At 69.0% G+C, this 25,078-nt stretch carries 23 protein-coding genes and 1 pseudogene; 13 read left to right on the top strand and 11 right to left on the bottom strand.

The features are described from left to right. Positions 1-257: 257 nt before the first annotated feature. Positions 258-1,190, top strand: coding sequence for a sulfonate ABC transporter substrate-binding protein (locus MFF01_RS01040; RefSeq protein ID WP_238221257.1), 933 nt, complete (start codon positions 258-260; stop codon positions 1,188-1,190). 255 nt (positions 1,191-1,445) lie between these two features. Here the strand turns inward: MFF01_RS01040 and MFF01_RS01035 are convergent, their stop codons facing one another. The 4 genes from MFF01_RS01035 to MFF01_RS01020 all read right to left on the bottom strand — a co-directional run bounded on the left by MFF01_RS01035 (position 1,446) and on the right by MFF01_RS01020 (position 5,412). Beyond that, positions 1,446-2,492, bottom strand: coding sequence for a sulfate/molybdate ABC transporter ATP-binding protein (locus MFF01_RS01035; RefSeq protein WP_238221256.1), 1,047 nt, complete (start codon positions 2,490-2,492; stop codon positions 1,446-1,448). Positions 2,493-2,496: 4 nt separating this feature from the next. After that, positions 2,497-3,372 carry a sulfate ABC transporter permease subunit CysW gene (cysW, locus tag MFF01_RS01030; RefSeq protein ID WP_238221255.1) on the bottom strand — a complete coding sequence of 292 codons (876 nt, stop codon included), beginning with the start codon at positions 3,370-3,372 and terminating at the stop codon, positions 2,497-2,499. Next, entirely contained in the window at positions 3,365-4,219 is an 855-nt protein-coding gene (gene cysT, locus MFF01_RS01025; protein ID WP_238221254.1) for a sulfate ABC transporter permease subunit CysT, read from the bottom strand. Before cysT ends, cysW begins: the two co-directional genes overlap by 8 nt. Positions 4,220-4,380: 161 nt before the next feature. After that, positions 4,381-5,412: a sulfate ABC transporter substrate-binding protein gene (locus MFF01_RS01020; protein ID WP_238221253.1), complete on the bottom strand. Its 1,032-nt coding sequence runs from the start codon at positions 5,410-5,412 to the stop codon at positions 4,381-4,383. 428 nt (positions 5,413-5,840) lie between these two features. Between MFF01_RS01020 and MFF01_RS01015 the strand changes: the two genes are divergently transcribed. Next, positions 5,841-8,282 carry a putative bifunctional diguanylate cyclase/phosphodiesterase gene (locus tag MFF01_RS01015; RefSeq protein WP_238221252.1) on the top strand — a complete coding sequence of 814 codons (2,442 nt, stop codon included), beginning with the start codon at positions 5,841-5,843 and terminating at the stop codon, positions 8,280-8,282. 233 nt (positions 8,283-8,515) lie between these two features. After that, positions 8,516-8,698 (top strand): annotated as a pseudogene (locus MFF01_RS22135) (DUF6894 family protein); the annotation flags it as partial. Between the two features lie 73 nt (positions 8,699-8,771). On the opposite strand, the gene MFF01_RS01010 reads toward MFF01_RS22135, so the two are convergent. Beyond that, positions 8,772-10,097, bottom strand: coding sequence for a flavin monoamine oxidase family protein (locus MFF01_RS01010; protein ID WP_238221251.1), 1,326 nt, complete (start codon positions 10,095-10,097; stop codon positions 8,772-8,774). A 70-nt stretch (positions 10,098-10,167) separates the two neighbouring features. Beyond that, on the bottom strand, positions 10,168-11,136 hold the full coding sequence (locus tag MFF01_RS01005; RefSeq protein WP_238221250.1) for a Kelch repeat-containing protein: 969 nt from the start codon (positions 11,134-11,136) through the stop codon (positions 10,168-10,170). A 207-nt stretch (positions 11,137-11,343) separates the two neighbouring features. On the opposite strand from MFF01_RS01005, the gene MFF01_RS01000 reads away from it, so the two are divergent. From MFF01_RS01000 to MFF01_RS00965, 8 genes are all read left to right on the top strand, one after another. Beyond that, entirely contained in the window at positions 11,344-12,060 is a 717-nt protein-coding gene (locus tag MFF01_RS01000) for a sulfate transporter family protein (RefSeq protein ID WP_238221249.1), read from the top strand. 191 nt (positions 12,061-12,251) lie between these two features. After that, complete coding sequence (locus MFF01_RS00995) at positions 12,252-13,394, top strand: complex I NDUFA9 subunit family protein (RefSeq protein WP_238221248.1); 1,143 nt, start codon at positions 12,252-12,254, stop codon at positions 13,392-13,394. Between the two features lie 25 nt (positions 13,395-13,419). Continuing rightward, positions 13,420-13,788 (top strand): fluoride efflux transporter CrcB, encoded by a 369-nt coding sequence (gene crcB, locus MFF01_RS00990; protein ID WP_283207150.1) that lies wholly within the window; start codon positions 13,420-13,422, stop codon positions 13,786-13,788. Positions 13,789-14,087: 299 nt separating this feature from the next. Next, the gene (locus tag MFF01_RS00985; protein ID WP_238221247.1) at positions 14,088-14,252 is read left to right on the top strand and encodes a hypothetical protein; all 165 of its coding nucleotides are present in this window, start codon (positions 14,088-14,090) and stop codon (positions 14,250-14,252) included. Then, positions 14,249-14,572 (top strand): hypothetical protein, encoded by a 324-nt coding sequence (locus tag MFF01_RS00980; RefSeq protein ID WP_238221246.1) that lies wholly within the window; start codon positions 14,249-14,251, stop codon positions 14,570-14,572. The genes MFF01_RS00985 and MFF01_RS00980 overlap by 4 nt, the downstream gene beginning before the upstream one ends. Before the next feature lie 118 nt (positions 14,573-14,690). Next, positions 14,691-14,849, top strand: coding sequence for a hypothetical protein (locus MFF01_RS00975; RefSeq protein ID WP_238221245.1), 159 nt, complete (start codon positions 14,691-14,693; stop codon positions 14,847-14,849). A gap of 1,234 nt (positions 14,850-16,083) precedes the next feature. After that, complete coding sequence (locus tag MFF01_RS00970) at positions 16,084-16,980, top strand: GGDEF domain-containing response regulator (RefSeq protein ID WP_238221244.1); 897 nt, start codon at positions 16,084-16,086, stop codon at positions 16,978-16,980. Between the two features lie 386 nt (positions 16,981-17,366). Further along, positions 17,367-18,038, top strand: a complete 672-nt coding sequence (locus MFF01_RS00965) for a response regulator transcription factor (RefSeq protein ID WP_238221243.1) — start codon at positions 17,367-17,369, stop codon at positions 18,036-18,038. 3 nt (positions 18,039-18,041) lie between these two features. Here the strand turns inward: MFF01_RS00965 and MFF01_RS00960 are convergent, their stop codons facing one another. From MFF01_RS00960 to MFF01_RS00945, 4 genes are all read right to left on the bottom strand, one after another. Further along, entirely contained in the window at positions 18,042-19,451 is a 1,410-nt protein-coding gene (locus tag MFF01_RS00960; RefSeq protein ID WP_238221242.1) for a cytochrome ubiquinol oxidase subunit I, read from the bottom strand. Between the two features lie 156 nt (positions 19,452-19,607). Beyond that, the gene (locus tag MFF01_RS00955; RefSeq protein WP_238221241.1) at positions 19,608-20,618 is read right to left on the bottom strand and encodes an SDR family oxidoreductase; all 1,011 of its coding nucleotides are present in this window, start codon (positions 20,616-20,618) and stop codon (positions 19,608-19,610) included. A gap of 128 nt (positions 20,619-20,746) precedes the next feature. Further along, a complete protein-coding gene (locus MFF01_RS00950; RefSeq protein WP_238221240.1) occupies positions 20,747-21,997 on the bottom strand; it encodes a DNA topoisomerase IB in 1,251 nt (416 codons plus the stop codon). A gap of 73 nt (positions 21,998-22,070) precedes the next feature. Then, positions 22,071-22,496 (bottom strand): GNAT family acetyltransferase, encoded by a 426-nt coding sequence (locus MFF01_RS00945; protein ID WP_238221239.1) that lies wholly within the window; start codon positions 22,494-22,496, stop codon positions 22,071-22,073. Between the two features lie 42 nt (positions 22,497-22,538). Here MFF01_RS00945 and MFF01_RS00940 point away from each other — a divergent pair, with 42 nt between their 5' ends. Together MFF01_RS00940 and MFF01_RS00935 are read left to right on the top strand one after the other, a co-directional pair. Continuing rightward, positions 22,539-23,693: a glycosyltransferase family 4 protein gene (locus tag MFF01_RS00940; RefSeq protein WP_238221238.1), complete on the top strand. Its 1,155-nt coding sequence runs from the start codon at positions 22,539-22,541 to the stop codon at positions 23,691-23,693. Further along, positions 23,690-24,367, top strand: coding sequence for a class I SAM-dependent methyltransferase (locus MFF01_RS00935; RefSeq protein ID WP_238221237.1), 678 nt, complete (start codon positions 23,690-23,692; stop codon positions 24,365-24,367). Before MFF01_RS00940 ends, MFF01_RS00935 begins: the two co-directional genes overlap by 4 nt. On the opposite strand, the gene MFF01_RS00930 is transcribed toward MFF01_RS00935, so the two are convergent. After that, positions 24,357-25,049: a hypothetical protein gene (locus MFF01_RS00930; protein WP_238221236.1), complete on the bottom strand. Its 693-nt coding sequence runs from the start codon at positions 25,047-25,049 to the stop codon at positions 24,357-24,359. The two genes, MFF01_RS00935 and MFF01_RS00930, sit on opposite strands and share 11 nt — an antisense overlap. Between the last annotated feature and the right edge of the window lie 29 nt (positions 25,050-25,078).

Raw genomic sequence — 25,078 nt, 5'->3', positions numbered from 1 at the left:
CGGTTGTTACGGACCCCGACGTAGGCCTGACACGGGTCCCCTCTCCTGGAAGGAGAGGGACAGGGTGAGGTGTGTGACCTTTTCGGAGAGTTCGCACACCTCACCCCAACCCTCTCCTTCCAGGAGAGGGAGCGCGTCGCGACTGCCGGGACCGGGGTGATCGAGCCCAATCGATCTCGAACCGGGGACAATTGTCCATGCCACGCACCACCGCCCGTACCCTTACCTCTGGAAGAACTTCCCCGCTTAACGGCTGGATGTTTTTCGCCGCCGCCCTCGCGCTCCTCGTCCTCACCGCCGTCCAGGCCCGTGCCGACGAGAAGGTGATCCGCATCGGCTACCAGAAGTACGGCACCCTCGTGCTCCTCAAGGGTAAGGGGCTGCTGGAGGAGCGGCTGAAGCCCCTTGGCTACCGTGTCGCCTGGTCGGAATTCCCGTCGGGGCCGCCCCTCATGGAGGCGCTGAACGCCGGGGCCATCGATTTCGGCTCGGCCGGTGAAGCCCCGCCGATCTTCGCCCAGGCCGCGAGCCGCGATCTCGTCTACGTCGCCCACGAGCCGGCCGCTCCGCTGGGCGAGGCCATTCTGGTGGCCGCCGACAGCCCGATCCGCACCGTGGCCGACCTGCGCGGCAAGACCATCGCCCTCAACAAGGGCTCCAACGTCCACTACTTCCTCGTGCGGGCCCTCGAAGCGGCGGGCGTGCCCTACGATGCGGTGAAGCTCGCCTTCCTCGGCCCGGCGGACGCGGCGGCCGCCTTCTCACGAGGCTCCGTCGATGCCTGGGCGATCTGGGACCCCTACCTCGCCTCGGGCGAGCGGGCGACGGGTGCACGCACCCTCGTGACCGGCGAGGGCCTGGTGCCGAACCGCCAATTCTACCTCTCGCGCCGGCCCTTCGCCGAGGCGCCGGCCAACCGCGCCGTCCTCGACACCACGCTCGCGGCCATCGGCGCCATCGACGCCTGGGCCAAGGACAACACCGACACGGTTGCCGCCGAACTCGCGCCGTCCGTGGGCATTCCGGCGCCGATCCTCACCGTCGCCCTCAAGCGCCTCACCTACGGCGTCACGCCCCTCGATCCCGCCACCGTGGCCGACCAGCAGGCGGTGGCCGACACCTTCCACCGCCTCGGCCTGCTGCCGAAACCCCTGGTGGTCTCGGACGCGGTGTGGAAGCCGGGCACCTGAATCCCTCAAGGAATTAGACGACGGCAAGGGCGAGGGACATTCCCTCGCCCTTTCGCTTGCGCCGCGCAGAGTGGGTTTCCGAAGGGATCATCCCTTCGGCGGGTGTCGGGCAGAGCCCGACGAGGACCCTCAGGGGCTCTGCCCCCGACCCGAGAAGGGACTCGCCCTTCTTGACCTGGGCCCCAAACGCGAAACGCCCCCTCCCGCCGGTCGTGGCGGTAGGGGGCGCTGGACGAAAATCCGGTAGCGGGGGCCTTACCCGGCGAAGACGTGACCGGCGAGAATCCGCAGGCCGACGGGCCGGCCGGCGGGCAGGCGGGCGGTGTCGGAGGCCTCCACCACCACGGTCTTGCCCTCGGGGCGGTCGACCTCGATGCGCTGGCGGCCCTGGCTGCGGTAGGACGAGCGCACGGTGCCGTGCAGGTGCGCCTCGTGGCTTTCCGCGAACTGCAGCTGCCACGGCCGGGCATAGAGCTTCACCGGCCCGACGAGGCCGGCGGGTGCCGTCACGGGGGTGAGGCGCCCGTCGACCCGGACCTCGCCGCCCTGCGCGATGGCCTCGACCTCGATGGTGTCGCCCAAGAACTTCAGGACGGTGGCCGAGACTGGCGCCTCCTGCACCTCGTCGGGCGAGCCGATCTGCTCGAGGCGGCCCTTGGCCAGGACGGCGACGCGGTCGGAGAGTTCGAGGGCCTCGTCCTGGTCGTGGGTGACGAAGATCGTGGTTTGGCCCGTGCGGTCGTGGATCTCGCGCAGCCAGCGGCGCAGGTCTTTTCGGACTTGCGCGTCGAGGGCGCCGAACGGCTCGTCCAACAGGAGCACGCGGGGTTCCACGGCGAGCGCCCGGGCGAGGGCGATGCGCTGGCGCTGGCCGCCGGAAAGCTGGCTCGGATAGCGGTCGGCGAAGCCCGAGAGCTTGATGAGGTCGAGGAGGTCGCCGACACGGCGCTTGATCTCGGCCTTGGCGGGGCGCTCCGACCGCTTCCGGGCATTCAGCCCGTACGCGATGTTGTCGGCGACGCTCATGTGCTTGAACAGGGCGTAGTGCTGGAACACGAAGCCGACGGCGCGCTGCTGTACGGGAAGCCGCGTCGCGTCCTCGGCGCCGAACACGATGCGGCCGCGATCCGGAAAATCGAGGCCGGCGATGATGCGCAGCAGCGTGGTCTTACCCGAACCCGAGGGGCCGAGCAGCGCCAACAATTCGCCCGCCCGCACGTCGAGGGACAGGTCGTGCAGGACGGCGGCCGTGTCGAAGGTCTTCGACAGGTTCTCGACCCGGATGGCGGTGGAGCCGGTCACGGGCTCAATGCCGCCCGGACGCCGCGATGTCGCCGGCGTAGCGCCATTCGAGGAGCGACTTGAGGCCGAGGGTGACGAGAGCGAGGCCGGCAAGGAGGGAGGCGACGGCGAAAGAGGCAACGAAGTTGTACTCATTGTAGAGGATCTCCACGTGGAGCGGCAGCGTGTTGGTCAGGCCGCGGATGTGGCCCGAGACCACCGAGACCGCGCCGAATTCACCCATCGCGCGGGCGTTGCAGAGGAGCACGCTGTAGAGGAGCCCCCAGCGGATGTTGGGCAGCGTCACCGTCCGGAAGGCGTGCCAGCCCGACGCTCCGAGGGTCAACGCGGCTTCCTCCTCGGCGGTGCCCTGCTCCTGCATCAGCGGAATGAGCTGCCGGGCGACGAACGGGAAGGTGACGAAGATCGTCGCCAGCACGATGCCGGGAAGCGCGAAGATGATCTGGATGTCGTGATCCAGCAGCCACGGGCCCAGCAGCCCCTGGGAGCCGAACACGAGCACGTAGATCAGGCCCGAGACCACGGGCGAGACCGAGAACGGCAGGTCGATGAGGGTGACGAGGAGGTTCTTGCCCGTGAACTCGAACTTGGCGATGGCCCAGGACGCCATGATGCCGAAGACGAGGTTGAACGGCACGGCGATGGCCGCCGTGATCAGGGTGAGGCGGATGGCCGATTGGGCGTCGGGCTCGTGGAAGGCGGCGATGTACGCGTCCCAACCCTTGGCGAGGGCCTGAGCGAACACCGTCGCCAGGGGCAGCACGAGGAACAAGGCGAGGAAGACGATGGCCACGGCGATGAGGAGGCCGCGCACGAGGCCGCCCTCCGTGACGACGCTGGCCGGCTGCTGCCGGGGCAGTTCGGTTGCGATCTCAGACATAGCCGAATCTCCGACGGCTCCAGGCCTGGATCAGATTGATGGCGAGCAGGGTGACGAACGAGATGCCGAGCATGATCGTCGCGATGGCGCAGGCGCCGCCGTAGTCGAACTCGGAGAGCTTGATCACGATGAGGAGCGGCGCGATCTCGGAGACGTAGGGCAGGTTGCCGGCGATGAAGATGATGGAGCCGTACTCGCCGACGCCGCGGGCGAAGGCGAGGGCGAAGCCCGTGAGCACGGCTGGAATCAGGGGCGGCAGCACCACCCGGGTCAGGGTGTGCAGGCGCCCCGCCCCGAGGGTGGCGGAGGCCTCCTCGATCTCCCGGTCGATCTCCACGATGAGGGGCTGCACGGTCCGCACGGCGAAGGGCAGGCCGATGAACACCATGGCGATGTAGATGCCGACGGGCGTGTAGGCGGCCTCGATGCCGAGCTTGGCGAGCTGCGCCCCGACGAGGCCGTTGGGGGCGTAGAGGGAGGCCAGCGCGATGCCGGCGACGGCGGTGGGCAGAGCGAAGGGCAGATCCACCACCGCGTCGACGATTCTGCGGCCGGGAAACTCGTACCGGGTGAGCACCCAGGCGATGAGGAAGCCGAAGATCGAGGCGGTGAGGGCCGCGAGCGCCGAGACGCCGAAGCTCACGCGCAGGGCCGAGGCCACCCGCGGATCGGTGGCGACCTCCCAGATGCCTGAGAGCCCGAGCCCCGACGCGCGCACCACGAGGGCGGCGAGCGGCAGGAGCACGATGAGCCCGAGGCAGGTCAGGGTGTAGCCGAGCGTCAGGCCGAAGCCGGGAAGGACGCTCGGCTGGCGAAACCGCCGTCTCGGGCGCAGGGGTGGTTCCATGGGGTCCGTCCTGGATGGATCCTCGAACCCTCCCCGTCGTGGGGGAGGGCCGAGCCGCTAGAGCATCGTCCCGAATACCGTATTCGGGACGATGCTCTGAAGTGCCTGTTTTCGCATCGTCTTTTTCCCGAAAGCCGGAGGCCGCCTTTCGGGACGATGCTTTAGCGTCCGGCTTTGCTCAGCTGGTCGAACAGGCCGCCATTGTCGAAATTCTTCTTCTGGATATCGTCCCAGCTGCCCTGGAGATCCTCGATCTTGAACAGCTTCACCTCGGGCAGCTGAGCGAGGTCCTCGGGCTTGGCGGCCGCGCGGTTGAGCGGCCGGTAATGGTGCTTGGCGAAGATCGCCTGGGCGGCGTCCGAATAGAGGAACTGCAGATAAGCCTCGGCCTGTTTGCGGGTTCCCTTCTTATCGACATTCCCCTCCACCAGGGCCACGGGCGGCTCGGCATAGATGGAGGTCGGCGGCACCACCACGTCGAACTTGTCGCGACCGAACTCGTCGAACACGAGGTAGGCTTCGTTCTCCCAGGTCGGCAGCACGTCGCCGAGGCCCCGCTGGGCGAAGGTCACCGTGGAGCCGCGCGCGCCCGTGTCGAGGACGGGCACGTTCTTGTAGAGGCTGCCCACGAAGGCGTTGGCCTTGTCGGCGTCCTTGCCGTCCTTCTCGTAGGCGTAGCCCCAGGCGGCGAGGAAGTTCCAGCGGCCGCCCGCCGAGGTCTTCGGGTTCGGGGTGATGACCTTGACGTCCGGCTTGACGAGGTCGCCCCAGTCCTTGACGCCCTTCGGGTTGCCTTTGCGCACGAGGAACACCACCGTCGAGGTGTAGGGCAGTCCCTCGTTGGGGAGCTTGGTGCGCCAGTCGGCCGGGATCTTCTTGGAGAGCTTGGCGATGGCGTCGATGTCGGACGGGATGCCGAGGGTCACGACATCGGCCGGAATGCCGTCGATCACCGTGCGGGCCTGCGAGCCCGAGCCGCCGTGGGAGGCGCGCACGGTCACGGTCTCGCCGGTCTTGGCCTTCCAATCCGCACTGAAGGCGGCGTTGATGTCCTTGTAGAGCTCGCGCGTCGGATCATAGGACACGTTGAGCAATTCGCTGTCGGCCCGGGCCGGTCCGGACAGCACGAGGACGGCGGCCAGGCAAGCGGACAGGGCCAGGCTCCGTCGGGTCGGATAGGTCGGGCTCGGCATCGGTCACCTCTCGAGAACGGGCGGCGCAGGATCGTCGGCGCGATCACGGCTCTGCGCGCCTGCGATGCGGTTTTCGTTCGATATAACGAACGTTGTCAACCGACAGGTGGCCAGCATGGGGAAAGACCAGGGTCGTGAGATATCCGATTTCCCGCCCTTTCGAGAAGAGGGGGTCAGGACAGAGAAACCTGTTTTCCCATTTGCTCGATCGAGAGTGGATCTCTTCTCTATCGGTTCGTTCTTCAAGAAGAACATTTTTAAACCGAGGCGGACCGTCGATCTTGAATATCCGATGCGGGAAAGCCGGCATCTAGGCAGGACGGACTGGATCGGGACCGCACATTAACGAACCCTCAAATGATAAGGTTCTAACGTGCGTGCTGCGTTCTGATGCAGCCTGGACGTATCAAGCGAGCGGCACTCCCAGAATGCTGAGTCCCCCAAAAGGTTTCCCGGCCAATCTCGTTCGTGGAACGACCGGGGACGACCAAGCCGACGAGGGACCCGCCGACGCCACGCATGGAACGGCGGCCTCCGACCGCAACCGCATCGCCATCGCTGTGGGCCAACTCGACGAGACGCTGCACCTCGGGATGCACATCGTCCTAGTCCAGGTGATCGTGGCCGTCATGGTCCTGATCCTGTTCTGGGGCAGGGCTCCGACCGCTTATCTGTTGTCCCTGTTCACCGTCGTCCTGTCGCTGGCCCTCGTCTCCATCGCGGGCATGCGATTCCAGCGCCGCGCGCGGGCATCCCTGGCGCAGGTGATGACGAAGCAGAGAGTGATCAGCGGACTGGTCCTGACACTCGGTCTCGCCTGGGGAACGTTTCCGGTCGTGCTGTATGGCCACGCCGATGCCGATGAGAGAAACTACATCATTGCCCTCTGCGTCGGGCTGCTGACGACTCCCTATGCGCTGGGTCCGATCCGCCATGTGGCGAGCCGGTTCATCGTTCCCGTGGCGGCGGGTTGCTTCGTGGCTTTGGCGTCGCGTGGCGACGATCCTTCTGAGGTCCTGGCTCTCCTGCTCGCTCTTTTCGTCTGGTCGATCCTGTCCAACACCCGACGCATCGGGCGGTTTTCGACGCTGCGCATCGCCGATCGGGTTCAGCTCGCGGAGCAGAGCGAAACCATCAGCCTCCTCCTCAACGATTTCACCGAGAATGCCAGCGAATGGCTGTGGGAGACCGATCGGGACGGCAGGCTTCAGAACGTGTCGCAACGGCTCGTCCAGATCTCCGGGATTCCGGCGGCGCGACTTCTCGGGGCCTCCCTCGAAAGTCTGTTCCGGGACGAGCGGGCCTTCGGAGCCGAGGGCGGCAAGGCGAACGCCGTCCTGAGCGAAGGGGCGGTCGAAGTCGTCGCCCTCGTGGCCGAGCGCAAGGCCTTCCGCGAACGCGTCGTGGAAGTCTGCGTCGCGGGGGCGGTGCAGTGGTGGCGCCTGAGCGGCAAGCCGCTCCACGACGGCTCGGGTCGCTTCCTCGGCTTTCGCGGGGTCGGTGTCGATATCACCGCCGCGCGCGAATCTGAGGCGCAGATCGCCCATCTGGCAAACTACGATTTCCTGACGGGCCTCGCGAACCGGGCCCTCTTCCAGGACTTGGCCTCCATGGAATGCGAGCGGGCGGAGCGGACGGGCGTGCCTTGCGCCCTGCTCTACCTCGATCTCGACGGCTTCAAGATCGTCAACGACACCTTCGGGCACGCCTTGGGCGACGCCCTGCTGACCCGTGTGGCGGACCGGCTGAGTGGGCTGGTGCAACCGAACGGCCTCGTCGCGCGCCTCGGCGGTGACGAGTTCGCTATTCTGCTGCCGTGCATCGATGGCGACGATGCCCTCGCCCTGGCCCGCGCGGCGATCGAGCGGCTGAGCGTGCCCTACGTGATCGATGGCGTGCAGGTTGAGATCGGCGTCAGCGTCGGCATCGCCCTCGCGCCGAACGATGCCAACACGCCCGAGGCCTTGCTGGGCCGGGCGGACCTCGCCCTGTATCGCGCAAAGGCCGCGGGCCGGGGCGAAGTGTCGGAATTCACTCCTGACCTCGAGACTTCGGTGCTCAAGCGCCGCGACCTCGAGGTCGATCTCAAGCGCGCCATCGCCCAGGGAGAGCTGAGCCTTCATTACCAGCCCCTCGTTGGTCTCGAACGGGGCGAGGTGCGTTGCTTCGAAGCCTTGCTGCGCTGGAGCCGCGATCCCGGCGGTCCGGTCTCGCCGGCCGACTTCATTCCCGTCGCCGAGGCATCGGGACTGATCGGATCGATCGGACGATGGGTGTTGCATCAGGCCTGCAGGGAGGCCGCGCTGTGGCCGGAATCCATCCGCATCGCCGTCAACATCTCGCCGATCCAGTTCCGAAACGCCGACCTCGTCCTCGATGTGTTCCAGGCCCTGGAGGCCAGCGGCCTCGCGCCCGACCGCCTTGAACTCGAGATCACAGAGTCGGTGTTCCTCGAGATGAACGCCACGACCATCTCGAATTTCAGGGAATTGCGCGCCCTCGGCGTCCGCATCGCCCTCGACGATTTCGGCACGGGGTATTCGTCCCTGAGCTACCTGATCCGGTTCCCCGTCGATAAGATCAAGATCGACCGTTCGTTCATCAAGGACATGGGCACGCGGCACGAATGCCTTGCGATCATCGAGGCGATCCTGACGCTCGCGGCCAAGCTGTCCATCACCGTCACGGCCGAGGGTGTCGAGACCGTCGAGCAGGCGATCATGCTCCGGGCCCGCGGGTGTGACGACATTCAGGGCTTCCTATTCAGCCCCGGTCGGCCGGACCACGCCGTCAAGGGTCTCGTCGCGACGCTACCAAGCCGGTTCGCGGAGGTCTTCCGCGACGATCAGGAGACGGACGTGGCGGCCTGAGGGCCGTTCCCGTCGCGGCCGCCCATGGCGGGATCCGGCGGATGACCTGCCTACGATTGAGCCGGCGAAGGTCATCGCTCGGGCGTGAGAAGAACGCTTTTCGCCTGTAATCTCAAAACTATTCGCTCGGCATGCACGCTCCCGTACGGCAACGGGAACAGCTCGACTGCGTTGATGCGCATGCCGCGCTACTTCATGAACATTCGTGATGGTGATGCCTTCTCGAAGACGAGGAGGGAAGCGTCCTGCCGGACATCGAGGCCGCCCTTCACGAAGCCACCCTCGCCGCACGCGATATTCTCGCGTCGAAACTTCGGGCGGGCGGCAAGGTGAATGGTCAAATTTTCGAGATCACGGACGAGAACGACGTTGTGTGCGCGACGTTCCCCTTACGCGATGTGCTGAACCTGGAGTGAGGGCAGGACCGGGAGTGAAGGGCGGGGCGACGGCGTTTGCGAACCGTCCCACAATCCATCCGGACCCCTCGACTCAGCTCCCGCCGGTCCCCCGACCTCGCAGATGGGCGGCGACCGCTCCGGCCGCGCGCAGACCTTCGGCGTAGGCGCCTCCGGCCGTCCCCCATTGCAGGCGCGACAGGGCCTCGCCGGCGAACCAGATCCGCTCGCCCACGGGGGCCTGCAGGGCCTGGCGGGCGCCGGTATGGCCGGGTGGGACCACGGCCCACGAGCCGCGCGACCACGGATCGTGACGCCATTCGCTGACGATCGGGATGGAAAGGTCGTGGAGGGCACGTCCCCCGAAATGCTGCACCAGTGCCCGCCGGACGAGGCGCCGGACCCCGTCGGGGCCGGCCCGCCGCGCGTCGAGGGCCATCGCCATCGGGGCGTCGAGCTCAAAGTAGTGGAATGGCGTGCCGTCGATGCGGGTGAGGAGCCCCGGGACGGGGTGTTGCCCGCCGACAAGGGTGGCGAGGCGGTCGGCTCCCCGGAACGGGCAGGAGGGCCAGTGGAGCACCGCGTGTTCGTAGACACCGGTGGTGAATCCCGCGATGGCGGCGGCGATGGCGGGTGGAAGCACCGGGGTGAACAGGGCGGCACGCCGCAGGACCATGGTGGGGATCGTCACGATCACGGCCTTCGCCGTGAGGGCCGGGCCGGCAGCGCGGGCGACACGGACGCTTTGGCCGGTCCAGTCGATCCCCGTCACCGGATCGTTGAGGGCGATGGGCAGGCCCTGCGCGAGGCGGGCGAGGTAGCCGCCGTAGCCCCCGGCGATGAAGCGGTTGTCGCCGTACTCCATGCTCGGGAAGTCCTGCAGGGAGACCTCGTCCAGGGGCCGGCCCGAGACGAGGCCGTGGACCCGTTCCACCCGGCGGCCGAAGGGGCCGAGCCCCGGCGGAACGGCGCTGGCGGCGGGCCGGTCCGGGCCGCCCCGCGCGGCGCCATCGCTCATGGCCCGATCCGCCGCCGTGAAGGCCCGGGCGAGGGCGGCGGCCTCGGCCGGCCGGCCGGGGCGACGCCCGACCCGGACATGGCCTTCCTGCGCGGCGATCCGCAGGGGCTCGCCGCGGGCCTCGCCGAGGCGGACCAGGGGATTGATCGGGCCGGCATGAAGCCAATGGGCGCCGAGATCGACGGGGTGGCCGCGCAAGGTCGCCGTCGCCACCCGGCCTCCGACGCGGCCCCGTGCCTCCAGCACGGCGACGGCGATCCCGGCCTGATGCAGTTCGCGCGCCGCCGCAATCCCGGCCGCCCCCGCCCCGATGACGATCACCTCCGGCTCGGCCGGCAGGGGTCCGAGGCGCGGCGCGATGCTGGGCGGCAGGCGGTCGTGCTCGGGTCGCGTCGTGCGCATGCTGGAATCCGGGGCTCGGGCGGTGGGTCGGCCTAACAAAGACCGGAGCGGCCGCAAGGGGGAAAGTTTCTCAGCGGACCGCCCTGTCCGGATCGAACACCTCGACGAGGCCGGAGCGGTCGCCCCCCGGCGTCGGGCTGCCCACGAGGGTGTGGATGCGCCCGTCCCACACGATGGCGCCGAAGCCGTGGCGTGGCGTCGGCAGCGGCGCGTGTGTGGTCCAGGCATCCCGGGCGGGATCGTACGCCTCGACGGCGCCGAAGGTGCGGGTGCCGGATTCGCCGCCCATGACGAACACCCGGCCGCCGAGGACCGCCGAGGCGGATCCGCTCCGGGCCGTCGGCATCGGGGCACCCGTCCGCCAGGCGTCGGTGACGGGATCGTAGCGTTCGGTGACCGCGAGGTTGCGCCCCGGATCGCCGTCGACCCGGCCGCCGATGGCGAGGAGCTGTCCGTCCACGGCTTGGACCGCGAGATGGTCGCGCCGGGTCGGCAGGGGGGCGGCCGTGCTCCACCGGTCCCGCGCCGGATCGTAGACGGCGTGGCCGGACGTATTGGCGCCCCCCGAGACGCTGCCGCCGACCACGTGGATGCGCTCCCTGATCACCGCCGCCCCGCCCGCCGCCCGCACCGTCGGCATCGGCGCCCGTGGCTGCCAGGCATCGGCCTTCGGATCGTAGGCCCACACCCGGTCGCTCGCCTGCCAACCGGGGCCGTAGCCGCCGAAGACGTAGAGGGTGTTCCCGAACCCCGCCGCCATGGCGTGGTGGATCGGCGTGGGGAAGGCGGCCCCCGTCCGCCACGCGCCCGTGGCCGGATCATGGATCAGGAGCCCGGTGGCACCGTTGTAATCGCCAATCACGTAGGCCCGGCCCGCCATCTCGGCGACGGCTACCTCCGAGCGCGGTGCGGGGGCCGGCGCGGCCTTGGTCCAGCGTCCCGCGCCGCCGATGTCGTGGGCGGCCCCCGAAGACACGATGACGCCGCACGGGATCGCCGCCAGGGCAGCCATCGCCGGGAGGAGGATCCGAAACCGCATGGCATTCGCTCCGGTGGGACGTTCCGTCGCCAACGGTCCGGGCGGCCAAAGGCTGCGCCGAGCCGCGCGGCGAAACGGACCGCCACGGGAATACCCTTGGGTGCAGGAGGGCCTTGCGTCCGCCCGCGCCTGCCGCCAAAACCTCGGACGAACGGGCGGCGGGGGCGCGCGCGATCATCCGATCCGACCACGGGATTCGCAACGGTCATGCTGTTCAAGGCCGCCTTCGCTGCTATCCGACAGGTCTTCTCAGCCCCCCTCCGGGCGATCCTGTGGAAGTCCCTCGGGCTCACGGTGGGCCTCCTCGTGGTGGTCTGGGCCGTGCTCACCCGGGCGATCAACTGGTTCCTGTCCCAGCATCACCTCTCGGTGGACTATCCCTTCCTCGACACCCTGGCGGTGTTCTTCGCGGGCGCGGGCCTGTTCGTCGGCCTCGCCTACGTGATGCCGGCCATTTCGATCCTGGTGGCGGGCTTCTTCCTCGACGATGCCGCCGCCATCGTCGAGCGTACGGATTTTCCGAACGATCCCCCGGGCACCGCCCTGCCGCTCGGCCGGGCGATGCTTTACGCCGTGCGCTTCGCCGGCCTCGCCCTCCTCGTGAACCTCGTCGCCCTGATCCTGTTCTTCGTGCCGGGCGTGAACCTCGTCGCCTTCTTCGGCGCCAACGCCTACCTGCTGTCGCGCGAGTATTTCGAACTGGCCGCCGGGCGCTTCCGGCCCCTCGACGAGGCGGGCGCCATGCGCCGCCATTTCGGCCTGACCACGCTATCGGCCGGCGCCCTGTTGGCCGGCCTCATGGTGGTGCCGGTGCTCAACCTGCTCACGCCGCTCTTCGGCATCGCCCTCATGGTCCACGTCCACAAGGGCCTGAGCCGGCGCACGCTCGTAGCCCCGCCCGAGGCCCCGGCGCGCCTGCGCTGATCGGACCGGTCGCCTGACAGCGGAGCGCTTTTCATGCGCCCACGTCTCCCCCACGGGCCGGAACTGTTCTAGATACGCCTACGTCGAAGCCCGCCGGTTTCGGCACCCGTCAAGCACCGGCGCGAACCCAACCTCCCCTCGGGGGACGGCCGGGCGCACCGGGGATGCTGTTCGCGAGACGTTTGAGAGCGATGACCGGCTTCGAGACCCTTCCCCTCACCCGCCCCGACGCCCAGCTCGTCACGGTGTTCGGCGGCTCCGGCTTCCTCGGCCGCCACGTGGTCCGGGCGCTGGCCAAGCGCGGCTACCGCGTCCGGGTCGCCGTGCGCCGGCCCGACCTCGCCCTGTTCCTCCAGCCGCTCGGCAAGGTCGGCCAGATCGTCGCCGTCCAGGCGAACCTGCGTTACCCCGAGTCCATCGCGGCGGCGGTCCAGGGCTCCGACGTGGTGGTGAACCTCGTCGGCATCCTGCAGGAGACCGGACGCCAGAGCTTCTCCCGGATCCAGGCCGAGGGCGCCGGCGAGATCGCCCGCGCGGCCGCCGCCATCGGCGCGCCCCTCGTCCACGTCTCGGCCATCGGGGCGGATGCGGGGTCGCCCTCGGTCTATGCCCGCACCAAGGCCCTCGGCGAGGCCCGGGTCCGCGAGGCCGGCGGGGATCACGTGATCCTGCGTCCCTCCCTCGTGTTCGGCCCCGGCGACAGCTTCTTCAACCGCTTCGCCGCCCTGGCCCGCGCCCTGCCGGTGCTGCCGCTCGCCGGCGCCCAGAGCCGGTTCCAGCCGGTCTATGTCGGCGACGTCGCCGAGGCGGTGACCCGCGCGGTCGAGGGCCGCGTCCCGGCTGGCCGGATCTACGAACTCGGCGGACCGGAGGTCGCCACCCTCGAGGCCATCGTGCGCTACATGCTCACGGTCATCATGCGCCGCCGCAAGGTTCTCGATCTTCCCCTGCCCCTCGCACGCCTCCAGGCCCGGGCCCTGGAGATCGTCGACACCCTGTCCCTCGGCCTCCTGCCGGACGCCCTCAAGCTCACCCGCGACCAGGTCACGCTGCTCCAGTCCGACAACGTCGTCTCCGAGGCCGCCAAGGCGGAGGGATGCACCCTGGAGGGGATCGGCCTGCAGCCCACCACCATGGAAGCCGTGGTGCCAGGTTATCTCTGGCGCTTCCGCACGGCCGGCCAGTTCGCCAAGCCCCGCGTCGCGGCGGAGTCCGAGGTGCCCGAAACCCTGAGCCCGGTGCCCCATGCGCCGGTGAAGCCGAGCGGCCCGGCTCTGGGCCCCGATGCCAGCCAGCCGAGCCGGATGGGTACCCGCTGGGGCACGCGCGGGTGAAGGGGCCTGTCGCGTGACCGTCGCCCTGGGTTTTCTGCTCGTCTTCGTCGGCTCGGGGCTCGGGGGCATGGCCCGTCACGGCGTCGGCCTCGCCGCCGTTCGGCTCGGATCGGGCTTCCCGTTCGGCACGATGGCCATCAACATCGTGGGCTCGACCCTCATGGGGGTGCTGGTGGGCTGGTACGCCATGCGCAGCGGCAGCCAGCCCCTGCGCCTGTTCCTCGCCACCGGCGTGCTCGGCGGCTTCACCACCTTCTCGACCTACGCCCTCGACGGGATCGTCCTGCTGGAGCGCGGCGAGACCGGAGCGGCCCTGGCCTACATCCTCGGCTCCGTCGGCCTCGGTCTCGGCGGCCTCCTCCTCGGTCTCATGGCGATGCGCACCCTCCTCTGAAAGCATCGCCCCGAAAGGTGGCCTTCGGCTTTCGGGACGATGCTCTGCGGCCGCCGATTTTTTCTTCGATCCACCCCGCGGCGCGATCCTGCCGACGCGCGGGCGGTTCACGTCCGCGCAAGTTGAGGAGCGCGTTCGGATTTCACGAAGAACTTGGAACTGATCCAAATCCAGCCTGTCGATTCGATGGATAAAGGATCAATTTATACGCATTCCAATCTTTTCCAATACGGTTGAAATTCATTTTGTTGCATCGCATTGCTGTCTTCGTCGATTCGGCGACGCGCAAGGAGGCGACGATGATGGAACGCGCACTGGACTGGGTCCGGGGTTACGCGCAGCTCACGTGGTGGGATGGCTCCTGCGTCGACCTGCGGCTGCATCGCCTCACGGACTTTCTCGACTTCGTCGCCACCGCTCCGGAGCCCGTTCCGTCTCGGCACCGCCGGAGGGCGGCCGTATGAACGCCCGCCCCGCGCTCCATGCCTGCACCGAGGTGGCCTCGGCCGAGGACGCCCTGAACGAGGCCCTGCGCCGGGCCTTCTGGCACAGCCTCAACCGCGCGCCCCTGCCGGCGATGCAGGCCCTCGAAGTGGCCGCCCGGACCCTCGGTGCCCTCTACCGACAGGTGGCGCAGGCGCATGAGGGGCCCGGCGGTTGCGGCTGCGGCTGGGAGCCGGACCCCGATTGCGATCTCATCGTCCTCGAAGCGAACCTCGCCGCCGCCCTGCTCCACCCGCCGGCGCCTGACCTCTTCCGCATGCCGGCCGCCGGCTCCGCCTGACCGTTGGGTGGCGGCCCCGCCATGCCGGACCGCACGGGCGGCGTGACGGGGAACGCTTAACGATTTCGTCAAGACATGAGGCGGATCATGGTCTCCACCGAAGGTGTGGAGACTTGGCATGGACGGGTTCTATCGCGGTATCGAGACATCCCTGCTGGGTCTCGGTTTCCTCCTCGGTCTCGGCGCTATCCTGTTCCCGGCTTTGCCGAAACCACCTGCGAGCGAGGTGCCGTTCGCCGTCACCCTGCCGATGATCATCGTGACGGCGGATCGCTGATCCGGCCGCCGCCCCGCGTCGGTCAGCCATCACATTTCCGCCATCCCTGGACCAAAATCTCTGCAACCCTTCCGGCTTGCCGCGACTTAACCCCTTGTCAACGGAACGATGCCTCAGGGCCGTTCCAGGCGGTGGTTGGATGTGCCGAGGCGGCACCGGTCAGGATTTCGGAATGTCGGCTTTCCCTACGCGTATGTCCCTCGCGGCAGGCATCCTGTTCCTCGTCTGCTCCGGAGCGCAGGCAGCCCCAGCGGCGAGCCAGGGATCGTCGGAGGTCTCGAAGCTCCCTGTCCCCGCCATCAGTGCCGTCGCGGCTATGACCGAGGGGGACGACGATCTGACCAACTGCAGTCGTACGCGTCGTCGTCTTTGGGTCGATGGTGAAGGCTGGATCGTTCGCCGGGTTACGACCTGCCGCTAGACCGTTCGGCCGCCCATCCGTGTAAGTCCGAGAGATCCCAACCCGCCCTCAGGCGGGTTTTTTTAATGCGCCCCGCATCCTCTGCGTATTCTTCCCCGCCCCCGGCGGCGGGAACGCCCGAGCGGGCGTTTCGTTTGTCCTCCATGATACCGTCACGGAATGATGTCCCGTCGGGGAGTTCGCAATCGATGATCCGAGGACTCAAGACCGCCCTCCTGGGGACCTTCCTCCTGTGTGCAGGTCTCGGGGGGGCGCAGGCTCAGGTCATCTATAACAACCGGGCTGTGCCGGCCTATGGCTACGCCGGATCGGCGATCCGCGGCGATTATGTCGGTGCGCCGTTGACCCGCTTCCCGCGCCCCGATCAGATCGTTCCGAGTGCGTGGGGCTACGGAACCTACGGTGTGCCCACCGTCTCCGGCATTCCTCCGGCTCCCGTGGGCACCCCGACGATCTACGTGATCGATGCTGCCGCCGCCCCTGCGGACGCGAAAGCGGCGCGTTCGCGCGTTGTCTCGCGGTCTCGTGCAGGGACTTTCACTGAAGCGCAGGCCGTCGTGCCTGGCGGTCCCCGGATCATATCCGTGAGCGTTCCGCCCCGTCCGGCATCCGCGCGCTAGTTATCGTCCGCCGGACCGGCGATCGGATCGGTGCGAGGTTCACGTCTCCACGACAACACGAAGTGCGTCGCTTGGTGGATGGGCGGATGCGGGGAATGGCCCTGCGGAATGCGTCACACCAACGGAGGAGGCTTTGGCAACAATTTAATCTCTTGGCGTCACCGTCCGTGGAAATACGGGGGGCGGCCGCGCCATGCATATTGTTCTCGTCGATACCAGCCGGGTGGTCCTCAAGATGATCGCCGCGTTGCTCGAACCCAACGGGCACACGGTGTCGGCCTTCACGAATTCCACCGAAGCGCTCGACTACATCGAACAAACCCCGACCGTGCGCGTGCTCATCACCAGCCTCGAGGTCCGGCCCTTGAGCGGCCTGGAATTGTGCTGGTCGGCGCGTCTGCTGGCGGAGTCGAACCGCCCCCTCTACGTCATCACGATGTCGTCCGCTCGCAGTGAGCGCAACCTCGCCGAAGCCCTCGACAGCGGGGCCGACGATTTCATCGAGAAGCCGCCGAGCCCAGAGGAACTGCACGCGCGCCTGCGCGCCGCCGACCGGCTCACCAACATGCAGAGCGAGTTGATCCGTCTGGCCCAGACCGATCCCCTGACCGGCCTTCTCAACCGCCGCGCCTTCCTCAGCCGTTCTCACGAAGCGGCCGATCGGGTCGGGAATCACGGCAAGATGTCGGCGATCCTCATCGACATCGATCATTTCAAGCACATTAACGACGAGTACGGCCACGATGTCGGCGATAGCGCGATCCAGGCCGTCGCGCGCGAGCTCGGCACGGAAGGCATCGTCGGGCGCCTCGGCGGCGAGGAATTCGGCGTGGTCCTGCCGCATCGTCCGGGTGCTGATGCGGAAATCCTCGCCGGCCGCCTGCGCCGAGGGATCGAGGCCCTGCGACTCCGGGGGGGACGGGCCCCCATCCGCGTCACCTGCAGCTTCGGTGTCAGCGACTGGATCGAAGGCGATACGGTGGAGGGATTGATTAAGCGGGCCGACATCGCCCTGTACGAGGCGAAGGCGACGGGACGCAATCGGATCGTCACCGCGACGTCCGACCTCATGCTCAACCGCGCCGGGTGATCCCGCGTCAGCTGGCTCAAAGCGGTCGCCGGATCACGAAGCCCGCGCGGCGCTGGAGCGAGGACCGAATCCGCCATGCCGAAGGGATCGATCGGCATGAGACGCTGCTCTCAGCGGGACCGCCGTCCGTCCCGTGGTGAGACGGTTCCAACCGGAGCCGCATCGTGAGGCAGGGTCCGCGCGCCGGATGTGCCGTTCGATTAACCAAGCTTGTACGACGCAAGAGCAAAGAAAGTCCGCCCCTTTCATAGGGAGCGTACGGGTCACGCAGGACGATCCGAAGTCCGTGCGAGACGTCGGTTGTGGACGTCTGGAATAAGACTTGTAATCCTTCTCCTCGGTACTATCGCGGCGTCCCGCGATGGCACATGAGAGGGGAGTGCGGCATGCAGCGGGCCGTAGGAGTGTTGATCGTCGACGAGCCGTATGGGCTCGATCCGACCCTGCGGGCGGTTCTCGAACACGAACCGACGCTGCACACGTTGAGCGAGGCCGATCTGTCGCGCGATGAGACGACCCTGCCGGAGGCCGTCGTCGCCCTGGTGACGGTCGGCGCCGAGGAGCCCGAGGGCGTGGCCCGGATCGGGGGCCTGCGGGCCCGGTATCCCACCCTGAAGATCGCCGCCGCGTTCGAGGTTCTTGATATCGCGGCAGCGGGTCGGCTGATGGCCGCGGGAGCGGATGTCTTCGTGGCCCGCACGGCATCCGCCCGGGTGGTGTGCGCCGCGATCCTCGCCGTGGCCGACGCGGCCGCGGTCTCGAAACCCTCCGAGCCCGGCGACGGGCTGACGCCCCGGGAGACGGAGATCCTGCGGTTTCTCAGCGCCGGCTTCAGCAACAAGGAGGTGGCACGCCGCCTCGGCCTCAGCGTCCGCACCGTCGAGACCCACCGGCTCAACCTGCGGCGCAAGACCCAGACCGGCCGCCTCAAGGATCTCGTCGCCCTCGCTCGCCAGCTCGGCCTCGCGCCGGTGACGGAGGTGGGCGCCGCGTCGGCTCGGCGCTCGGCCGGGCCCTATCCGGTGACGTCCGCGGGCCCGGCGACCCTGTCCGCCTGACGTTCAGGCCGAGCCGAGCGTTTCGGCCACGGCCGAGAGCGGGCGCTTGGGCTTGCGCTCGAGGTCGCCGCCCCGGATCGCCTCCTCCAGCGGCTCGGGACCTTTACGCAAGAGCTTGGCGAGGTAGTAGGACCCGAATCCGAAGATGATCGCATAGGCGATCAGGAACGCGACGAGGGACGTCGTGACGGCGGTGACGGTCAGGGGCGAATGCGCGTCCGCCGTGCGCAACTGTCCGTAGACGATGTAGGGCTGGCGCCCGATCTCGGCGGTGAACCAGCCGAACAGCACGGCCCCGAAACCTGAGGGCGTCATCAGCATGGCGGCGGTGAGGAACCACCGGTTGGAATAGAGTGTGCCGCGCCAGCGCAGGTACAGGCTCCAGACGCTCAGACCCAGCATCGCCATACCGAGGGCGACCATGATGCGGAACGCATAGAACACCGGCCAGACCGGCGGACGCTGGTCGGGCGGCACGTCCTTGAGGCCGGGCACCACGCCGGAGAAGTCGTGGGTGAGGATGAAGGAGCCGAGCTTCGGGATGCCGATCTCGAAGTCGTTGCGCTCCTCCTTCATGTTCGGGATCGCGAACAGCAGCAGGGGCATGTTCGCCTGCCGGTCCCAGTTCGCCTCTATGGCCGCGAGCTTGGTCGGCTGGTGCTTGAGCACCGCCAGCCCGTGCGAATCGCCGATCATGATCTGCAGCGGCGTGCAGATCACCGCGAACCATAGGGCCATGGACAGGGAGGTGCGCGCGCCCGCCACCTTGGCTGGCGGCTCTTTCCGCCCGCGCAGGATCATCCAGGCCGACATGCCCGCCACCGCGAACGCCGTGGTGAGGAAGCAGCCCAGCACCATGTGGGCGTAGCGGATGGGGAAGGACGGATTGAAGATCACCTGCCACCAATCCGTGGCCACGGCCCGGCCGTTCTCGACGACGAAGCCCGCCGGCGTCTGCATCCAGGAATTGGCCGACAGGATCCAGAAGGCCGAGATCAGGGTGCCCAAGGCCACCATGCAGGTGGAGAGGAAATGCAGGCGGTCCCCCACCCGCTCCCAACCGAACAGCATGATCCCGAGGAAGCCCGCCTCGAGGAAGAAGGCGGTGATGACCTCGTACTGGATCAGCGGCCCCAGGACGTTGCCGGTGAAATCGGAGTAGCGCGACCAGTTGGTGCCGAGCTGATAGCTCATCACGATGCCCGACACGACGCCGAGGCCGAACGACACCGCGAACACCTTCACCCAGAACCGGTAGAGGTTCCGGTAGAGGGGGTTGCCGGTCCACAACCACTGGCCTTCGAGGCGGGCGAGGAAACTCGCGAGCCCGATGGTGAAGGCCGGAAAGATGATGTGGAAGGCCATGGTGAAGCCGAACTGGATGCGCGACAGCAGCAGTGCATCGACGTCCATGGACCATCCCCCGTCCGGTCCGCGGCCCCCCGACTGGACTTGCCCCGGGGTGGACCTGCCCGGGAGAACGTCCCCGGGAACTTGGCCGAATCGGTTCACCCTACATCAAACCCGGACACGTGGCGCCGCCTCGAACGTCGCGCCCGGGCCTCAGCGTCAGCGTCGCGGTGGCAGGCGGCGTGGCCCCCGCGCCAGGGCGAGGGCGCCGACAAAGCCGATCGCCGCGATGCCGCCGAGGCCGGCGAGCGCCCAGTCGCGCTCGCGGCTGGTCCAGTATTCGCTCCGCGTCGTCTCCGTGCGGTCGGTGAAGCGGCCGTCGATGCGGGCCGGTCCCGGCACGGGCTCGAACAGGTTACCGGCCTTGTCCGGGGCCGGCGCGTCGGTGAGCTGGGCGTCCCACATCGCGGCGGCCTTCCGGTCGGCCAAGCCCGGCGCGAACACCTGTGCCGCATGCATCATCAACACGCTGCGGCCGACCCAGACGTCCCGCTGGGGCGCCACCGCCGTCGACACGATGGCCTCGGCGCACAGGCGCGGATCGTAGACCGGATCGGGCGCGTACTGGCCGTGGCCCGTGCGGTTGCGGGCCCAGTTGAACTGGGGCGTGTTAACGGCGGGCAGGTAGACGATGCTGAGCGAGACCGCGACCCGATCGTGGATGAGTTCGCAGCGCAAGGCGTCGGTGAAGCCGGTGACGGCGAACTTCGCCGCACAATACGGCGCCTGGAGGGGGGCGGCCCGGATAGCGAGCCCCGACGAGACCTGAATGATGGCGCCTCGGTTGCGCGGCTTCATGAAGCGCAGGGCCGCGAGCGTGCCGTAGACCTGGCTGAGATACGTGGTCTCGGTGACACGCCGATACTCCTCGGGCGTCACTTGATCGGCCGGGTTGACGATGGTCGCCATGGCGTTGTTGACCCAGGCGTCGATGGGGCCGAGTTCGCGCTCCACCCGCTCGGCCGCCGCCGCGACGGCCTCGGCGTCCGCCACGTCGGCGGCAATGGCAAGCACCGGCCGGCCATGGGCGACCAACCGGTCCCGCGTTTGCGCCAGACGTTCCGAATCGCGGGCGATGACGGCCACCGCCCAGCCGCGCTTGGCGAACAGCTCCGCCGTCGCCAGCCCGATGCCGGCGGTTCCACCCGTGACGACTGCGATGCGTGCCATGCTGTCCGTTCCATGTCCGTCCGGCGAACCTGCCGGACGCTCGCTCGCCAACGGGCGTTCCCGGCCCGGGTTGCGATAGAGCGAACGTGCCCAAACGACACGCCCGCGCTGTCGCCGCGGGAGGGTGTTCAGGCCGCGGGCCGGTCGGCCGTCCCGGCGGGTGGGGTCCTCCCGCGCGGCGATGCGCCCCCCCCAGCCGCCTTCGCCTTGGTCTTCCCCTGGGCTTTCGCCGTGGCGGCCCTGCGGGCGGGTTTGCGCGCCGTCTTCGTTCCGGTGGCCGCCTGGCTCCCGGTGGCCTTGGCGAGGCGCCCCTGCAGAAGGCCGAGCACCGCCGCCTCCTCGGGCTTGAGGCGGCCGAGGTCGTGGCGCAGCTCGTCCTCGACGGCGTCCTTCACCTGCAGCAGCAGGTCGCCCTCGAGGTAACCGTCGAGCACCTCGGGATGGATGTAGCATTTGCGGCAGATGGTCGGCGTGTTGCCGAGCCGGCTCGCCACGCTCTCGATGGCGGTGCGAAGGTTCTTCTTGGCGGCGGCCTCGGTGTCGAACGCCTCGAATTCCTGAAGCGCCAGGGCGGCCAGCACCGTGCCGGCCCAGGTCCGGAAGTCCTTGGCGGTGATGGGCTGGCCGGTGACCTCGCGCAGATACGCGTTCACGTCGGCCGAGGTGACGTCACGGACGGCGCCGTCCCCGTCGCGGTACTGGAACAGTTCCTGGCCCGGCAGGTCCTGGCAGGCCTTGACGATCCGGGCGACCCGCCGGTCCTCCACGCCGAGGTCCCAGGTCTTGCCGCTCTTGCCTTTGAACCGGAAGGTGAGGCTCTTGCCCGCGATGGTGGCGTGCCGGTCGCGCAGGGTGGTGAGGCCGAAGCTCTTGTTGGTGCGGGCGTAATCGTCGTTGCCCACCCGGATGAGGGTCGTCTCCAGGAGGTGTACCACCGTCGCCAGCACCTTTTCGCGCGGCAGGCCCGTCTTGCCCATGTCGGCGTCGACCCGGGCGCGCAGGGCCGGCAGCACATCCGCGAAGGTCATGATGTGCGCGAACTTGGTCTGGTCGCGGGCGGCGCGGAAATCGGCGTGGTAGCGGTACTGCTTTCGCCCCTTGGCGTCGCGCCCCGTCGCCTGGATGTGGCCGTTGGCGCGGGTACAGATCCACACGTCGGTGTAGGCGGGCGGGATCGCCAACGCCCGGATGCGGGCCAGGGTCTTCGCGTCCCGGACGAGGGCGCCCTTCGGATCGCGGTAGGAGAAGCCCGCCCCGCTCTTGCGTCGGGTGAGGCCGGGCGTCGAATCGTCGACATAGGCGAGGCCCGCCTCCTCCGCCGCGTCGCGCGGATCGGCGACCGTGCCCTCTTCGTCCCGATCCCGGTCCGCCGCCGCCATGGTTCGCCCCTCCGGATGTTGCTGTGGCAGACAACCGGTGGTCGGGCGGCGGCGTTCCCGGCGCGACATCCGGCTACAGCCAGCGTTCCATGACGATGCGCGGAGCCTCGTTCCAGCCGAGGCCGGCGTAGAAATCGCGCACGCCCGTGTTGGTGTCGCGGATCATGAGCTGCGCCTTGGGGATGCCGCGCGTCCGCAGCCAGTCTTCGGCTGCCGCCACGATGGCCCGGCCGTGTCCCCGGCCCCGCGCGTTCGCGGCGACGGCGACGTAGTAGAGCCAGCCGCGATGGCCGTCGTGGCCGACCATCACGCTCGCGGCGACGGTCCCGTCCGACAGGAGGCCGAGGAGGATGTCGGAATTCGCCTGATCGGCGGCCCGCGCGAGATCGGCATCGGGATCGTTGTGCGGCAGCACGAGGCCGCTCGCCCGCCACAGGGCCGTGACCGCCGCGCGGTCGTCGGGCCGGAACGCCCGGATGGTCAGATCGGTCGTCTCCATCGCTTGCCTCCCTGCGCGGCGCGGCATGCTACAGGCTTGCTGATGGACACGTCTGCGCCCAACCCCGCCGCCCCGCGAAAAACCCTGGTCTTCGTCGTCACGGAGGATTGGTTCTTCGCCTCGCACTTCCTGCCCATGGCGCGGGCCGCCGTCGCCATGGGTCTGTCCGTGGCGGTGGTGACGCGGGTGCGCGATCACCGCGCCGTCATCGAGGCCACGGGGGCGCGGGTGGTTCCCTTGGAGGCCGAGCGCTCCAGCCTCAATCCCATGGCGGCGGGCTACGCAGCGGGCCAACTCGCCGGCATCCTGAAGGCGCTGAACGCCGACATCGTCCACTGCATCGCCCTGCGCGCCATCCTGATCGGCGGCACCGCCGCCGCCATGGCGGGAATCCCCGCCCGGGTCTACGCGCTCACCGGTCTCGGGTTGCTCGGCGCGCGGGCCGACGCCACGGGCCGCCTCGCGCGCGTGGCCCTGCGGGGCCTCATCCGGGGGCCGCTCGCGTCGAACAGGACCCGGTTCCTGTTCGAGAATCCCGACGATGCCCGGGCGCTCGGCCTCGATCCGGCCGAGACCGGGGTGACCATCGTCGGCGGCGCCGGCGTCGATCCGGGTGCCTTTTCCCCTCTCCCCCTGCCGCCATCCCCGCCCCTGCGGGTCGCACTGGTGGCCCGGATGCTGTGGTCGAAGGGGGTCGATACTGCGGTGGAGGCGGTGCGCCGCGCCCGCGCCGACGGGGCGGCCGTCGAACTCTCCCTCTACGGGGCGCCCGATCCCTCGAATCGCCGGGCGATTCCCGAGGCGACCCTGCGGGACTGGTCGCGCGACGGGGTCACGTGGCACGGCGCCACCACCGACGTCGCGGGCGCCTACGCCCGGCACCATGTCGCCTGCCTGCCGTCGCGCGGCGGCGAGGGCCTGCCCCGCACCCTGCTGGAGGCCGCCGCCTGCGGCCGCGCGCTTCTCACCACCGACGTGCCGGGCTGCCGCGCCCTGGTGCGGGACGGGATCGAAGGCCTCGTCGTGCCGCCCGACGATCCCGCCGCCCTCGCCAATGCGCTGGAACGCCTCGCCGCCGATCCCGGCCTCGTGGCGCGGATGGGCGCGGCGGCGCGGGTGCGCATCGAAGCCGGCGGCTTCACCGAAGAGGCCGTGACGCGCGCGGTGTGCGCTGTCTATCGGGAGCTGACCCAATGATCGCCTCGCCCGATCGAAGTGTCCCGTTGAATCCTCTGGTCTTCATCCGCGAAAATACCCGGCTGCTGCCGGTGCCCCATGCGCCCGAGATCGTCCTGCACGTGGCCGACGAGGCCACGGCCCTGTGGCAGAAGACCGAGGACGAACTCGAGGTCATCGGCCTGCCGCCGCCGTTCTGGGCCTTCGCCTGGGCGGGCGGGCAGGCGCTCGCCCGCTACGTCCTCGACCATCCCGAGCTCGTGGCCGGGCGCCGGGTCCTCGATTTCGCGTCGGGCTCCGGCCTCGTCGCCATCGCGGCGGCCAAGGCCGGGGCGGTCCATGTGACGGCGAGCGACCTCGACGACTTCGCGATGTCCGCCATCGGCCTCAACGCGGCGGCCAACGGCGTCGCCGGGCGCATCACGGCGGTGCGGGACGACCTCATCGGCTCCGATCCCGGCAGCGCCGTGGTGCTGGCCGCCGACATTTTCTACGAGAGCGATCTCGCCGGGCGGGTCACCGCATGGCTGTCGGGCCTGCACGCGGGCGGTGCCACCGTGCTGGTGGGCGATCCCGGCCGCTCGTACCTGCCGCGCGACCGGCTGGAACAACTCGCCACCTACGAGGTGCCCGTGAGCCGATCCCTCGAGGATGCCGAGATCAAGCGCAGCAGCGTCTGGCGCTTCACGGCTTGAGGGCGGCCGGCATCACGGCGCGCAGGAGGAGGTGTGTCGGGCCGCAGAGCAGCAGGGGGATGCCGACGACGAGGAGCCCGAACCACGCGGGGGCCGGCATCCAGGTCTGGGCGGCGGTGTCGCTCATGCCCCAGACATAGTTGATGTTGACCGGCGTGAGGCCCGGATCGGGCCGAGGCGCCGGCATGGCGAAGAAGCAGACCGCGAGCACCATCACGGCCAGCCCCGACCAGGCGGCCCAGGCCCGGCGGTCGTAGCCGAGGTGCCAGACGAGATAGACGAGGAGGAACGGCAGCCAGCCGTGGAACAGCGACAGGCCGCGCAGGAACGCCGAATTCTCGGACTTGAACATGTAGTCGGTCATGCCGGTGAGCGGCCTGCCGAACAGGCCGGCGACGAAATCCGCCACCCAGATCACCTGCGGCGCCAGGATGCCGACGGCACACATGGAGACGAGAAGCGCGCTCTCGGTCCAGAGCCCGACGAGGGTCAGGATCAGGGCGATGTCGCAGAAGTAGAGGAAGTTCGTCGGCCCGTAGTACCACCCGTAGGTCGGCACCAGCACGGCCATGAAGGCCGTGTAGGCGAGCTTCAAGGCCAGGGGCAGGCGCGGCCTGCCGGTCGCGGGCTCGGACGGATGGGGCGTCCCGTCCCAGGGCACCAGTGAAAGGGTAGCGCTCATCGTCTGCTGGTTCCGTCCGTCGGGCCGCG

The organism is Methylobacterium adhaesivum (assembly GCF_022179065.1).
GTDB lineage: Bacteria > Pseudomonadota > Alphaproteobacteria > Rhizobiales > Beijerinckiaceae > Methylobacterium > Methylobacterium adhaesivum.
This window is presented reverse-complemented; position numbering and strand designations above follow the sequence as displayed.